This window comes from Xenophilus sp. Marseille-Q4582 (assembly GCF_916700565.1).
GTDB lineage: Bacteria > Pseudomonadota > Gammaproteobacteria > Burkholderiales > Burkholderiaceae_C > Xenophilus.
In genome coordinates this window covers 635,596-648,202 of sequence record NZ_CAKAKO010000006.1, presented here as the reverse complement: position 1 = coordinate 648,202, position 12,607 = coordinate 635,596, and the positions used below count along the sequence as shown (strand labels likewise).

Here is a 12,607-nt window from a genome sequence, read left to right as displayed (position 1 = left end):
CTTATCTGCCGCGCAGGAACAGCCCGTCCAGCTCGCGCACGCTCAGTTGCCGCCAGGTCGGCCGCCCGTGGTTGCACTGGTCCGAGCGCTCGGTGGCTTCCATCTGGCGCAGCAGGGCGTTCATTTCGTCCACCGTGAGCCGCCGGTTGGCGCGCACGGCCCCGTGGCAGGCCATGGTGCCCAGCAATTCGTGCTGGGCGCGCTGCACGACGGTGCTGGCGTCGTGCTGGGCCAGCTCGGCCAGCACGCTGCGGGCCAGCTCGACCGGGTCGCCGTCGGCCAGCGAAGCGGGCACGGCGCGCACCGCGAGGGTGCGCGGCGAGAAGGGGGAGATTTCCAAGCCCAGCGTGGGCAGCACTTCGGCGCAGGCCTCGGCGGTCGCCACTTCCTCGGGCGTGGCGGCAAAGGTGGCGGGAATCAGCAGCGGTTGGCTCTGGATGGCCGCGCCGTCGAGCTGGGTCTTGAGCCGCTCGTAGACGATGCGCTCATGCGCCGCATGCATGTCGACGATGACCAGGCCCTGGCGGTTCTCGGCCAGGATGTAGATGCCCTGCAACTGGGCCAGCGCGCGGCCCAGCGGCCAGTCCTCGGTGTCGTTGGCCGGTGGCCGTGGAAGGGACGCACCTGTCGCGGCGGACCCAGGGGAAGCCGAAGCCGTGTTGCCGCCGGTCGGGGCCCCGGCCCAGCCGAAGCCATCGGCGGGCCCACGCTCGGCAGCGACGGGTACGGCCGCTGGGTCGATCGGGGCCGCATCAGGCAGGGACGCGGGCTGCTGGGGCCACAGGGCGGCCATGTCGCCGGTCCCGCGCCCGGCGCGCTCGGCGCCGAAGGCGAAGCGCGGCTGGGCCCAGGGCGCCAGCGTGGACGGGCGGTCGGCGCGCAAGAGCGGCGCGGGCTGCGCGGTGGCCGGCCCGCCGTCCTTCGCGCCGGGCGCCGCCGCGGCCGCGCCCGCGCGCGGCGCGGCCAGCGCATTCTCGATCGCGTGGCGCACGGCCTGGTGGATCTCGCGCCCGTCGCGAAAGCGCACCTCGATCTTGGTCGGGTGCACGTTCACGTCGACGCGCGAGGGGGCGATGGCCAGGTGCAGCACGAACACGGGCTGGCGCTGGCCGTGCAGCACGTCCTCGTACGCGCTGCGCACGGCGTGGGCCAGCACCTTGTCGCGCACGTAGCGGCCGTTCACGTAGAAGAACTGCTGGTCGGCGCGCGAGCGCGCGGCATCGGGCACGCCGGCGTAGCCGCTCACGCGCACGGCGCCTTCCTGGTGCTCGACGGGCACGCTCCGGGCCACGAAGTCGTCGCCGAACACGTCGGCGATGCGCTGCGCGGCGCTGGCCGCGGCGCGCCACTGCTCGACCAGCTTGCCCTCGTGCCAGATGGCGAAGCCCACTTCGGGGCGCGCCAGCGCATGGCGGCGCACGGCCTCGATGCAGTGGGCCAGCTCGGTGGCGTCGGTCTTGAGGAATTTGCGGCGCGCGGGCGTGGCGAAGAACAGTTCGCGCACTTCGACGCTGGTGCCCTGGGCCCGTGCCACGGGCTTGAGCTCGCCCGTGCCGCCGTCGAGCAGCCAGGCGCCGTCGGCGCCGGCATGGCGCGAGAGCACGCTGACCTCGGCGATCGAGTTGATGGCCGCCAGCGCCTCGCCGCGAAAGCCCATGGTGCCCACCGATTCGAGCTCGTGCAGGCTCGCGATCTTGCTGGTGGCGTGGCGGCGCAGGGCCAGCGGCAGCTCGCCTTGCGGGATGCCGATGCCGTCGTCCTCCACGCCGATCAGGCGCACGCCGCCGGCCAGCAGGCGCACGGTGACCTGAGTGGCGCCGGCGTCCAGCGCGTTGTCCACCAGCTCGCGCACCACCGAGGCCGGCCGCTCCACCACCTCGCCGGCGGCGATCTGGCTGATCAACTCGTCGGGCAGTTCGCGGATGGGGCGGCGGGAGGCCGCCGCCTGGGCGAAGGGATCGGGGGAGGGGGAAGGCAGGGCGCTCACGCGGGTCATTCTAGAAAGGGCCGGCGGGCCGCTCCCGATAATGCGCGGCCATGGAAATCGTCAGCTTCCTCATCGACTTCATCCTGCACGTCGATACCCATCTCGAGCAGTTCGTCATCGCCTACGGGCCCTGGGTGTATGCGCTGCTTTTCGCCATCGTGTTTGTCGAGACGGGCGTGGTGGTCATGCCATTCCTGCCCGGCGACTCGCTGCTGTTCATCGTCGGGGCGCTGTGCGGCGCCGGGCTGATGAATTTCGGCATCGCCATGCCGCTGCTGGTCGTGGCCGCCATCCTGGGCGACCAGTGCAACTACAGCATCGGGCGCTATTTCGGGCCCAAGGTGTTCCAGTGGGAGAACTCGCGCCTGTTCAACAAGAAGGCCTTCGACCAGGCCCACGCCTTCTACGAGCGCTATGGCGGCATCACCATCGTGCTCGCGCGCTTCATGCCCTTCATCCGCACCTTCGCCCCCTTCGTGGCGGGCGTGGCTGAAATGAGCCGCGCCAAGTTCACGGCCTACAACATCGGCGGCGCCCTGCTGTGGGTGGTGGGCATCGGCACGGCCGGGTATTTCTTCGGCAACCTGCCGCTGGTGAAAGCGCACCTGGACAAGATCATCTGGGCGCTGATCATCGTGCCGGGCCTGATCGCCATCTACGGGGCCTGGCGCGGCGCGCGCGCCAATGCCGCTGCAGAAACGACGCCGGCCGTGCACTGAGCGCCCCTTCGCAGGCCGCTCATGAACGAAGCGCGCCGAGGCGCGCTTCGTCGTGGAACACAGGCAGCCATGCGCTGCCGCGGCCCGGCAATGAGAGGGGGGCGGCGCGGCCGCCCGAGGCGGCTGCCGGCGGTGCGCCGCTGCGCTGTCAGGGCCGCCGGCGCCCCGGCTTCACTCAGTAGCGCGGACCGTTGTACGGGTAGTAGTAGGGCTGTTGCTGCTGCTGGCGGTAGTAGTTGCGTTCGTCGGCGTTGCGGCCCACCTGGTTGCCGATCAGGCCCCCGATGGCGGCGCCACCCACGGTGCTGGCCGTGTTGCCGCCGATGGCGTTGCCGACCACGGCGCCGCCGAGTGCGCCCACGCCGGTGCCCAGCTGCTGGTTGGGGCCGGCGGCGCAACCGGCCAGGGTGAGTGCCGCGGCAGCGGCGGCTGCAGAGATCCAGATGCGAGTCGTCATGATGTCCACCTTTGAGAAGTGATGGACGCATCGTGCGCCGCGCCGGTGAAGCCGCGATGTAGGAACGTTGCGCGCCGGTCTGTGCGCGCAAGCGGGCCGTCAAGACGCGCAACCGCGGGTAACAGGCGGCGCGCTTTCCTACAGCAGGTCGGCCGCGCGCCCCGGGCGGCGTTGGCTCAGAGCTGGCGGCTGCGTGCCAGCGGCGGGTTCTTGGCGAAATAGCCCTGGATGCCGCGCATCAGCGCGTCGGCCAGCTCCTCCTGGTAGGCCGCGCTGCGCAGCTTGGCCTCCTCCTCGGGGTTGCTGATGAAGGCGGTCTCCACCAGCACGCTCGGAATGTCGGGCGCCTTGAGCACCGCGAAGCCCGCCTGCTCCACGCGCGGCTTGTGCAGCCGTGCGCCCATGCCCTTCATCTCGCCGAGCATGGCGGTGCCCAGCTTGATGCTGTCGTTGATCTGTGCCGTGGTGCTCATGTCGAAGAGGGCACGCTGCACGTGCGCGTCCTGCCCGCCCATGTTCACGCCGCCCACGAGGTCGGCCTCGTTTTCCTTGTTGGCCAGCCAGCGCGCCGCGCTGCTGGAGGCGCCGCTCTGGCTCAGCGCATACACGCTGGCGCCGCGCGCGGTGGGCGTGGTGAAGGCGTCGGCATGGATGCTCACGAACAGGTCGGCCTGCACGCGGCGGGCCTTCTGCACGCGTGTGCCCAGCGGCACGAAGAAGTCGGCATCGCGCGTCATGAAGGCGCGCATGGGGCTGCCGTTCACGCTGCTGGCGTTGATGCGGTCGCGCAGGCGGCGCGCCACCGACAGCACGATGTCCTTCTCGCGCGTGCCGTTGGGGCCGATCGCGCCCGGGTCTTCGCCGCCATGGCCCGGGTCCAGCGCCACGATGATGATGCGGTCGGTGCGGCTGGGCGTGGCGCGGTTCGGGCCCTGGGTGGTCGCCGCGGGGGCGGGCGGCGGCGGCACGTTGGCCACCGGCGCCTGCGGCGCGGGCGGTGCCAGCGCCGGCGCCGGCTGCGCGGGCGGCGCGCTCGCCACGGGCGGCAGGGCGGCGCCCGCGCGGTTGGCCTGCTGGCGCATCAGGTCGCCCAGCGGGTCGTCGCCGGCCGCGGGCGGCGGCGCGGCGGCGGTCGCGCCGGGCACGCCCGTGGCATCGCGCAGGCGCTCGGTGATCAGCGCTTCGAGCGGATCGACCGCGCGCTGCGGGTACAAGTCGAACACCAGCCGGTTCTTGTAGGCCGCCACGGGCGCGAGCGAGAACACCTGCGGCACCACGGGCTGCTTGAGGTCGAACACGATGCGCACCACGCGCGGCGCGTACTGGCCCACGCGCAGGCCGGCCACGTAGGGGTCGTCGGCGCGCACCTTGCCGACCAGCTCGCGCAAGGTCGGGCTCAGTTCCAGCCCGTCGATGTCGATGGCCATGCGCGGCGGGTTGCCCACCAGCAGCTGCTGCGTCTGCAGCCGCTGGTCGGATTCGATGGTGATGCGCGTGTAGTCCTGCGCGGGCCACATGCGCACCGCCACGATGGTGGCGCCGAAGGCGATGTGCTGGCGGCCCAGCAGCAGGGCGAGCGTGCCGGCCTGCAGCAGGTGGCGGCGGGTCTTGTCGGGGGCGGCGGCCTGGACTGGATTGGCCGGGATCGGCGCGCGGCGGCTCATGCGGCGGCCTGCAGCAGGCGCACGCCGCTGTCGCTGTGGGCCTGCAGGGTCACGTGGCGGGTGTCGTCACTCATGGCGTCGATGGTAATGCTCAGGTCCGGCACGGGAAGCTGACCGCGGGCGTTCGCCGGCCACTCGGCCAGCTTGAGCCCGGCACCCGCGAAGATGTCGCGAAAGCCGGCGTCTTCCCATTCGCGCGGATCGTTGAAGCGATAGAAGTCGAAATGGAAGATGGCCTGACCCTCGCGGCCCTGGTGAGGTTCCACGACCGCGTAGGTCGGGCTCTTGATGCGCCCCGTCACGCCCAGCGCGCGCAGCAGGTGGCGCACGAAGGTGGTCTTGCCCGCGCCGAGGTCGCCGTGCAGCGCGATGAAGGCATCGCGCAGCGCGGGCGCGGCCGCCAGCGCCTGCGCCAGGCGCGCGGTGTCTTCCTCGTCGCGCCAGTGCTGGCTGGCCTGCGCGCGCACGGGGGGCGTTTCTACAATCGAAGGGTGGTTGTCGCTGCTCAACTCGTCACTCTCAGGAAGAAACCGGACCGCCCCGAGGAGCCGGGCCCGGCTGCCGCGGCCGGTGCCGCGCAGCCCGGCGTGCAGGACCCGCGGGCCTGGGCGGCAAGGATCGGCGCCTGGGCCCGGGAGCTGGGATTCTCCCAAATCGGCATCGCCGGCATCGATCTGTCGAGCGCCGAAGCGGGCCTGGCGGCCTGGCTGGAACACGGCTTCCATGGCGAGATGGCCTACATGGCGGCCCATGGCATGCGCCGCGCGCGCCCGGGCGAGCTGGTCCCGGGCACGGTCAGCGTGATCACCGCGCGCATGGACTACCTGCCGCGGGACACGCCCGCGGGCTGGCAGGACATCGAGTTCTCGCGCCTGCAGCGGCCGGGCGAAGGCATCGTCTCGCTCTACGCGCGCGGGCGGGACTACCACAAGGTGCTGCGCGCGCGGCTGCAGAAGCTGGCCGAGCGCATCGCGGCCGAGATCGGGCCCTTCGGCCACCGCGTGTTCACCGATTCCGCGCCCGTGCTCGAAGCCGAGCTGGCCGCGCGCAGCGGCCAGGGCTGGCGCGGCAAGCACACGCTGGTGCTCCACCGCGAGGGCGGCTCGATGTTCTTCCTGGGCGAGATCTACGTCGACGTCGCGCTGCCGCCCAGCGCGCCGGTCGAGGCGCACTGCGGCAGCTGCCGCGCCTGCATCGACGTGTGCCCGACGCAGGCCATCGTCGCGCCGGGCCGGCTCGATGCGCGGCGCTGCATTTCCTACCTGACCATCGAGCATGCGGGCCCCATCCCCGAAGCGCTGCGGCCGCGGATGGGCAACCGCATCTACGGCTGCGACGACTGCCAGCTCATCTGCCCCTGGAACAAGTTCGCGCGGCCTTCCACGCTCGGCGACTTCGATGCGCGCGCCGGTTTCGCCGGCCTGAGCCTGGCGGCGCTTTTCGCCTGGAGCGAGGAGGAATTCCTGCGCCGCACCGAGGGCGGCCCCATTCGCCGCATCGGCCATGAGCGCTGGCTGCGCAACATCGCGGTGGCGCTGGGCAATGCGCTGCGCGCGGGCGACGGGTCGGCCGCCGCGGCCCTGGCCACGCGCCGCGAGCATCCGAGCGCGCTGGTGCGCGCGCACGTGGACTGGGCGCTGGCGCAGGGACCGGCTCAGACCAGCTGATAGGTGCTGTACATCGACGAGAAGTCGTTGTCGAACACGAAGTTCACGAAGGTGACGGTGACGCTGATATCCAGGCCGCGCACATGGTGCCACCAGCCCACCGGGATGAACAGCAGCTCGCCCGGCGCCAGGTCGCATTCGAGCACCGTCACGTCGCGCATCGCCGGGAAGCGCGCGTAGTCGATGTTCTCGAGGTCCACGTCGCTGTAGACATGCAGCGTGTTGTAGATGCGCGCGGCCTGCAGGCTGTCGACCAGGCGCACGCGCTTGCGGCCCAGGACCTGGGCCATGAAGTTGTTGGTGAGGTCGTGGTGCGTGGGTGTGATGGTGCCGGCGGGGCCGATCCAGAAGAAGCCGCGGTTGGCCGGGTTGCTGCCGTCCAGGTACTCGGGGATCTGCACGATGCCGTCCCACAGTTCGGCCATGGCCTGGGCGTTGGCGCCGACGTTGTTGGCGGTCATGTAGATGTCGTTGGTCTCGCCGCCGTGGATCACCTGCTGCATGAAGTCGCCGAAACGCACGCGCTGCTTGTGCCGGGCGCCTTCCATCTCGTAGCGGGCGTTGGCATTGCGCCCGACCTGCACTTCCACTTCGCGCTCGGCGAAGACCTGGGCCAGGTGCTGCGGCGTCCATTGGCGCGCCGGCCAGTCCTCCATCATGCCGGTGATGATGACCGGCCGGTTGACGCTGTAGTGCTCGCGCAGGAAGGTCTCGCGCGACAGGCGATGCCGCCGTTCGATGGCCGTGTGCGGCCCGCGCAGCTTGCGGTGCGCTTCCAGCACCCATTCGCGCTTGAGCACCCGTTGCGCCAGCCGGCGCGCGGGCTGCAGGTACGGGCTGCGCGCGGCCTTGTCCAGCTCGCGCTGCGCGTCGCCGACATGGAAGCCCTGGGCCACCAGCACGGGCAGCAGCGCATCGGGCGCGCTGCCCAGCGTCAGGTTCTCGGCGATCCATGCGCGCCAGGCATCGGTGAAAGGCGGGGCAGCCGAAGCCGGTGCGGCAGGAGAGGAAGGGTCGGGCATGTTCGCTTTCGTCAATGCGGGCGGGGCGTCGGGCAGGATCCATTGCTGCAGCAGCGTGTCGATGTGGCCCTGGTCGATGAGCCACTGCACGACCGCGTGGGGCGCATGCGTGAACTCCTGGACGGACACGGCCGCGTGGCGGGCCAGGCGCTGCGCATGCATCCGGTCGAGGTTGGCGGGCTGGCCGGTCTCCTGGGCCGAGCCGATCACCACGCGGATGGCCGGCAGCCGCGGCGTGGCCGCGAGCAGCGCGGGCAGGTCGTCGTACAGCCTGGCAGGCGGAAAGCGGTGCAGCTTGTCGAACGCGGGCAGCCAGCGCGTCTCGCCGTCGCGCCGGGCCCAGTCGGGCCGCAGGTAGGACAGCGGCCCGAAGGCCAGCACGCGGTCCGCGCCGATCAGGGCCCCGAAAAGGATCGCGGCATAGCCGCCCATCGACTGGCCCACCGTGTGGACGGCGCTCGGGCGCAGGCGCTCGATCCAGCCGCGCAGGGCCGCGGCCACCTCGTCGGCATCGCGCCCGAGGCCGCTCACGCCGTGCTGGTACCAGAGATTGGCGGTGTCGCGCAGCAGGATGCGGTTGATCGGCACGCCGGTGCGCGCGGCCAGCTTCAGGGTGCGGCCGTCGAAGTCGAAGTCCGGCACCGCTTCCCAGTTGACGAAGCCGAAGGCAATGACCAGCGGCGCGTCGGCATGCGGGGCGTCGACGACGAAACCGATGTCCGGATCGGCCGAAATGAGCGCGGAAGTTTTCACGGGGTGCCTCGGGCCACGACGGTGGATGTGCGAAATCGAACATCCGAGGTTATCGCATGCATCCGCCGGCCGCGCGCGCCGGTGACGCCGCGGCTTCGCGCCCGGCGTGCTGCAGGGCGCTGCCTTCAGCGCGGCAGGCTCAGCGCGAAGGGCAGGCTGATCACGCCCAGCAGCGTGCTCAGGGTGACCAGCCCCGCGACGAAGGGGCCGTTGTAGCCCATGCGCGCCGCCAGCACGTAGGCGCTGGACGCGGTGGGCACGGCCGAAAAGGCCATCAGCACCGCCGCCTGCGCGGGGGCCAGCGCCAGCCACCGCACCAGGCCCCAGGCCACCAGCGGCAGCACCAGGTGGCGGATGGCGAGCACGGCGGCGCCCAGCCGCTTGCCGCGCGCCAGGCTGGCGAACTGCATGCCGGCGCCCGCCGCCATGAGGCCCAGCGCCAGCGAGGCGCCCCCGATGCGCACGAGCGTGGGCTCGGCCCAGGACGGCACGCGCAGGCCCAGCAGGTTCGCGACCAGGCCCGAGGCCGTGGCGATGATCAGCGGATTGCGCAGCAGCTGGCGCGCGAAGCCCGCGTTGGCATGGCGCGCCATGGGCCACACGGCCGCCACGTTCATGAGCGGCACGCACACGCCGATCAGCACCGCGATGAGCAGCAGGCCCTCGGCGCCGGCCAGGCGCTCGGCCATGGCCAGGCAGATGAAGGAGTTGAAGCGGAAGGCCACCTGCACGCTGGCGGCATGGTCGCGTGCATCCAGGCGCCCGCGCAGGCCGGGCAGCCAGGGCAGCGCATAGCCCAGCGCGATGCCCGCAGCTCCCACGCCGAGACCGGCCAGCAGCAAGTGGGAGGTGGCACCGAAATCGATGGGGCTGCGCACGATGGAATGGAAGAGCAGCACCGGGAAGAGGAAGTAATAGACCAGCGCTTCCACCGGCTCCCACACGCGCCGGTCCAGCGCGGTGAAGCGGCACAGCAGCCAGCCGCACGCGATGAGGGAAAAGTCGGGGAAGAGCAGCTGCGCGTAGTTCACGGCGCGCAGCATACGTGCAGCGCGGGCCGTACCGGACCGGCCGCGCATGCACGACGTCGGTGCGTGGCACCCGTGCTTGACCTGCCGCACTTGTGGGTTATCCAGGAGGGGGGCGGTCCCGGCGAGCCGCTAGCATTCGCGGTCCGAATGCATTTGCTTGCAATTGCAGACCCCGGCCCGCAGCCACCGCCGCGCGATCGGCGCGCCGGTCTTCCTGCGGGCCCCACCTTCATCACAAGGAGCTAACCACATGCAACGTCGCCAATGGGCCGCCTTCACCGGCACCGTGATGCTGGCCGCCCTCGCTGCCGCACCGGCCGCTTGGGCGCAGAACTATCCCGACAAGCCGATCGAACTGCAGGTGCCCTTCGCGCCCGGCGGCACCACCGACATCGTCGCGCGCGTGATCGCCGATCCGCTGGGCCGCACGCTGGGCCAGTCCGTAGTGGTGATCAACAAGGCCGGCGGCGGCGGCATCGTGGGCGCCGCCGAGACCGTGCGCGCCGCGCCCGACGGCTACAAGCTGGGCGTGGCGACGGTGTCCAGCACGGCCTCCAACCCGGCCATCAACCCCAAGATCCCGTACAACCCGGTCACGGACTTCACGCCCATCATCAACATCGCGGCCACGCCCAACATCATCGCCGTGAACCCCTCGTTCCCGGCCAAGGACTACCAGGCCTTCGTCGCCGAGCTGAAGAAGAGCCCCGGCAAGTATTCGTACGCGTCCTCGGGCACCGGCGGCATCGGCCACATGCTGATGGAGCTGTACAAGAGCATGACGAACACCTTCGTCACGCACATTCCCTACCGCGGCGCGGGCCCGGCGCTGAATGACGTGGTGGCCGGCCAGGTGCCGATCATGTTCGACAACCTGCCCTCGGCGCTGCCCTTCATCAAGTCGGGCCGCCTGGTGCCCATCGTGGTGTCGGCGCCCGAGCGCCTGAAGGAGCTGCCGAACGTGCCCACCTTCAAGGAAGTGGGGCTGGAGCCGGTGAACCGCATGGCCTACTACGGCATCCTGGGCCCCAAGGGCCTGCCCAAGGACGTGGTCGACAAGATCAGCGCCGGCACGCGCAAGGCGCTGGAAGACCCGGCCGTGCGCAAGCGCATCGAGGACACCGGCTCGATCATCGTCGCCAACACGCCCGAGCAGTTCGCGGCGCAGATCAAGGCCGAGTACGAGATCTACAAGGACGTGGTGAAGAAGCAGAATCTCAAGCTGGACTGAAGCTGGACTGAACCGCACCCTTCGCGGGTGTGCGAGCATCGAGGCTGCCTTCGGGCGGCCTTTGTGTTGGGGCCGCCGCGCCCTGCTGCCGACCGATGACCCGTCCCGCCCCCGCCGCCGCCGCTTCCGACCTGCCCGAGATCGATCTCTTCATCGATGGGCTCTGGCTGGAGCAGGGCCTGGCGGCCAACACGCTGGCCGCCTATCGGCGCGACCTGGCCCTGCTGGGCCAGTGGCTGGCTGCGCGCGGCGTCGGCACGCTGGACGCGGCGCGCGAAAGCGACCTGCATGCCTACATGGGCGCGCGGCTGGCCGAGAAGGGCAAGGCGACCTCGGCCAACCGGCGGCTCACGGTGTTCAAGCGCTACTTCCGCTGGGCGCTGCGCGAGCGCCGCATCACCGAGGACCCGACCCTGCGCCTGCTGCCGGCGCGCCAGTCGCTGCGCGTGCCCAAGACGCTGAGCGAGGCGCAGGTGGAGGCCCTGCTGGCCGCGCCCGACCTCGGCACGCCGCTGGGCCTGCGCGACCGCGCGATGCTGGAGCTGATGTACGCGAGCGGCCTGCGCGTGAGCGAACTGGTGGCGCTGCGGCATTTCGACCTGAGCCTCAACGACGGCGTGCTGCGCGTGCTGGGCAAGGGCAACAAGGAGCGGCTGGTGCCCTTCGGCGCCGAGGCGCGGCGCTGGATCGAACGCTACCTGGCCGAGGCGCGGGCCGCGATCCTGGGCGGCCAGCAGTCGGCCGACCTGTTCGTCACGGCGCGCGGGGGCGGCATGACGCGCGCCATGTTCTGGGTCATCGTCAAGAAGCAGGCGCAGGCGGCCGGCATCCACGTGCCGCTGTCGCCGCACACGCTGCGCCATGCCTTCGCCACCCACCTGCTCAACCATGGCGCCGACCTGCGCGCGGTGCAGCTGCTGCTGGGCCACGCCGACATCTCCACCACCACCATCTACACGCACGTGGCGCGCGAGCGGCTCAAGCAGCTGCATGCGCAGCACCATCCGCGGGGCTAGGGCTTGACCTGACCGGATGCCACTGGGCGCGCATGCGCCTCGCCGGCAGTACCATCCGCAGCGCAAGATTGACAACAACCGATGCGAGGAGACAACCATGAAGCAATGGGCCATGGCCGTGCTGTGCGCCGCGGCGGCCACCCTGGCGGGCGCGCAAGGCTGGCCGGCGGCCAAGCCGATCCGCCTGATCGTCGGCTACCCGCCGGGAGGCGGCATCGACTTCGCGGCGCGCACCGTGCAGCAGCCGATGCAGGAAGGCCTCAAGCAGCAGATCGTGGTGGACTACAAGCCCGGTGCGAGCGGCATGATCGCGGCCACCGAGCTCACGCGGCAGGCGCCTGATGGCTACACCTTACTGCTCGCCAACACCGGGCCTTTCGCCATCGCGCCCTATCTGCAGGCCAAACCGCCCTACGACCCGGTCAAGCAGTTCACCTATATCGGGCAGATCAGCCAGGGCAGCTACATCGCCGTGACGCGGCCCGACCACCCGGCCAAGGACCTGAAGGAGTTCGTGGCCTGGGCCAAGGCGCAGAGCGTGCAGGTCAACTTCGCCTCGGCCGGCAACGGCACCTCCACCCACCTCAACGGCGAGCTCATGAACCAGGTGGCGGGCCTGAACATGACGCACATCCCCTACAAGGGCAGCGCGCCCGCGGTGCAGGACCTGATCGGCGGGCAGACTCAGATCCTCATCGATGCGGGCACGGTCCTGCTGCCGCAGGTGAAGGGCGGCAAGCTCAAGGCGCTGGCCGTGACCGGACCGCGGCGCGACCCGCAACTGCCCGAGGTGCCCACCGTGAAGGAGCTTGGTCTGGCGGGCATGGAGGCCGTGGGCTTCCAGGGGCTGGTCGGACCCGCGCAGATGCCCAGGGAGATCGTCGACCGCCTGGCGAGCGAGCTGGCGAAGGCGCTGTCGCAGCCCGAGGTCCAGGCCAAGTTCGCCGGGGCGGGCGCCGAGGTGCACTCGCAGGGGCCGGCGGCCTTCGCCGCCTTCGTGAAGGCCGACAACGAAAAGTGGGCCAGGCTCATCCGCGAGCGCAAGCTGCAGCTCGATTGA

The 12,607-nt window shown here is 71.1% G+C and carries 11 protein-coding genes; 5 read left to right on the top strand and 6 right to left on the bottom strand.

Annotation, left to right across the window (positions count from 1 at the left end; genetic code table 11):
• Window position 1: 1 nt before the first annotated feature.
• Window positions 2-1,996 carry a DNA mismatch repair endonuclease MutL gene (gene mutL, locus LG388_RS23285; RefSeq protein WP_225784934.1) on the bottom strand — a complete coding sequence of 665 codons (1,995 nt, stop codon included), beginning with the start codon at window positions 1,994-1,996 and terminating at the stop codon, window positions 2-4.
• Window positions 1,997-2,037: 41 nt separating this feature from the next.
• Here mutL and LG388_RS23280 point away from each other — a divergent pair, with 41 nt between their 5' ends.
• Complete coding sequence (locus LG388_RS23280) at window positions 2,038-2,706, top strand: DedA family protein (RefSeq protein ID WP_225784933.1); 669 nt, start codon at window positions 2,038-2,040, stop codon at window positions 2,704-2,706.
• A gap of 175 nt (window positions 2,707-2,881) precedes the next feature.
• On the opposite strand, the gene LG388_RS23275 is transcribed toward LG388_RS23280, so the two are convergent.
• The 3 genes from LG388_RS23275 to tsaE all read right to left on the bottom strand — a co-directional run bounded on the left by LG388_RS23275 (window position 2,882) and on the right by tsaE (window position 5,336).
• The gene (locus LG388_RS23275; protein WP_225784932.1) at window positions 2,882-3,163 is read right to left on the bottom strand and encodes a glycine zipper domain-containing protein; all 282 of its coding nucleotides are present in this window, start codon (window positions 3,161-3,163) and stop codon (window positions 2,882-2,884) included.
• 176 nt (window positions 3,164-3,339) lie between these two features.
• Entirely contained in the window at window positions 3,340-4,827 is a 1,488-nt protein-coding gene (locus tag LG388_RS23270) for an N-acetylmuramoyl-L-alanine amidase (protein WP_225784931.1), read from the bottom strand.
• On the bottom strand, window positions 4,824-5,336 hold the full coding sequence (gene tsaE, locus LG388_RS23265) for a tRNA (adenosine(37)-N6)-threonylcarbamoyltransferase complex ATPase subunit type 1 TsaE (RefSeq protein WP_225784930.1): 513 nt from the start codon (window positions 5,334-5,336) through the stop codon (window positions 4,824-4,826). Before tsaE ends, LG388_RS23270 begins: the two co-directional genes overlap by 4 nt.
• A gap of 108 nt (window positions 5,337-5,444) precedes the next feature.
• Between tsaE and queG the strand changes: the two genes are divergently transcribed.
• Entirely contained in the window at window positions 5,445-6,494 is a 1,050-nt protein-coding gene (queG, locus tag LG388_RS23260; RefSeq protein ID WP_225785180.1) for a tRNA epoxyqueuosine(34) reductase QueG, read from the top strand.
• Here queG and LG388_RS26880 read toward each other — a convergent pair.
• Together LG388_RS26880 and LG388_RS23250 are read right to left on the bottom strand one after the other, a co-directional pair.
• A complete protein-coding gene (locus LG388_RS26880) occupies window positions 6,482-8,269 on the bottom strand; it encodes a cupin-like domain-containing protein (RefSeq protein ID WP_370630228.1) in 1,788 nt (595 codons plus the stop codon). The two genes, queG and LG388_RS26880, sit on opposite strands and share 13 nt — an antisense overlap.
• Window positions 8,270-8,394: 125 nt before the next feature.
• A complete protein-coding gene (locus tag LG388_RS23250) occupies window positions 8,395-9,312 on the bottom strand; it encodes an AEC family transporter (protein ID WP_225784929.1) in 918 nt (305 codons plus the stop codon).
• A gap of 238 nt (window positions 9,313-9,550) precedes the next feature.
• Between LG388_RS23250 and LG388_RS23245 the strand changes: the two genes are divergently transcribed.
• The 3 genes from LG388_RS23245 to LG388_RS23235 all read left to right on the top strand — a co-directional run bounded on the left by LG388_RS23245 (window position 9,551) and on the right by LG388_RS23235 (window position 12,607).
• Window positions 9,551-10,531 carry a tripartite tricarboxylate transporter substrate binding protein BugE gene (locus LG388_RS23245; protein ID WP_225784928.1) on the top strand — a complete coding sequence of 327 codons (981 nt, stop codon included), beginning with the start codon at window positions 9,551-9,553 and terminating at the stop codon, window positions 10,529-10,531.
• A gap of 95 nt (window positions 10,532-10,626) precedes the next feature.
• A complete protein-coding gene (gene xerD, locus LG388_RS23240) occupies window positions 10,627-11,547 on the top strand; it encodes a site-specific tyrosine recombinase XerD (RefSeq protein ID WP_225784927.1) in 921 nt (306 codons plus the stop codon).
• Window positions 11,548-11,644: 97 nt separating this feature from the next.
• Window positions 11,645-12,607: a tripartite tricarboxylate transporter substrate binding protein gene (locus LG388_RS23235; RefSeq protein ID WP_225784926.1), complete on the top strand. Its 963-nt coding sequence runs from the start codon at window positions 11,645-11,647 to the stop codon at window positions 12,605-12,607.

Bases quoted from the DNA above. Each gene is read 5' to 3' on its own strand.
- mutL (WP_225784934.1), bottom strand. From the start codon at position 1,996: ATGACCCGCGTGAGCGCCCTGCCTTCCCCCTCCCCCGATCCCTTCGCC.
- LG388_RS23280 (WP_225784933.1), top strand. From the start codon at position 2,038: ATGGAAATCGTCAGCTTCCTCATCGACTTCATCCTGCACGTCGATACC.
- LG388_RS23275 (WP_225784932.1), bottom strand. From the start codon at position 3,163: ATGACGACTCGCATCTGGATCTCTGCAGCCGCCGCTGCCGCGGCACTC.
- LG388_RS23270 (WP_225784931.1), bottom strand. From the start codon at position 4,827: ATGAGCCGCCGCGCGCCGATCCCGGCCAATCCAGTCCAGGCCGCCGCC.
- LG388_RS23250 (WP_225784929.1), bottom strand. From the start codon at position 9,312: ATGCTGCGCGCCGTGAACTACGCGCAGCTGCTCTTCCCCGACTTTTCC.
- LG388_RS23245 (WP_225784928.1), top strand. From the start codon at position 9,551: ATGCAACGTCGCCAATGGGCCGCCTTCACCGGCACCGTGATGCTGGCC.
- xerD (WP_225784927.1), top strand. From the start codon at position 10,627: ATGACCCGTCCCGCCCCCGCCGCCGCCGCTTCCGACCTGCCCGAGATC.
- LG388_RS23235 (WP_225784926.1), top strand. From the start codon at position 11,645: ATGAAGCAATGGGCCATGGCCGTGCTGTGCGCCGCGGCGGCCACCCTG.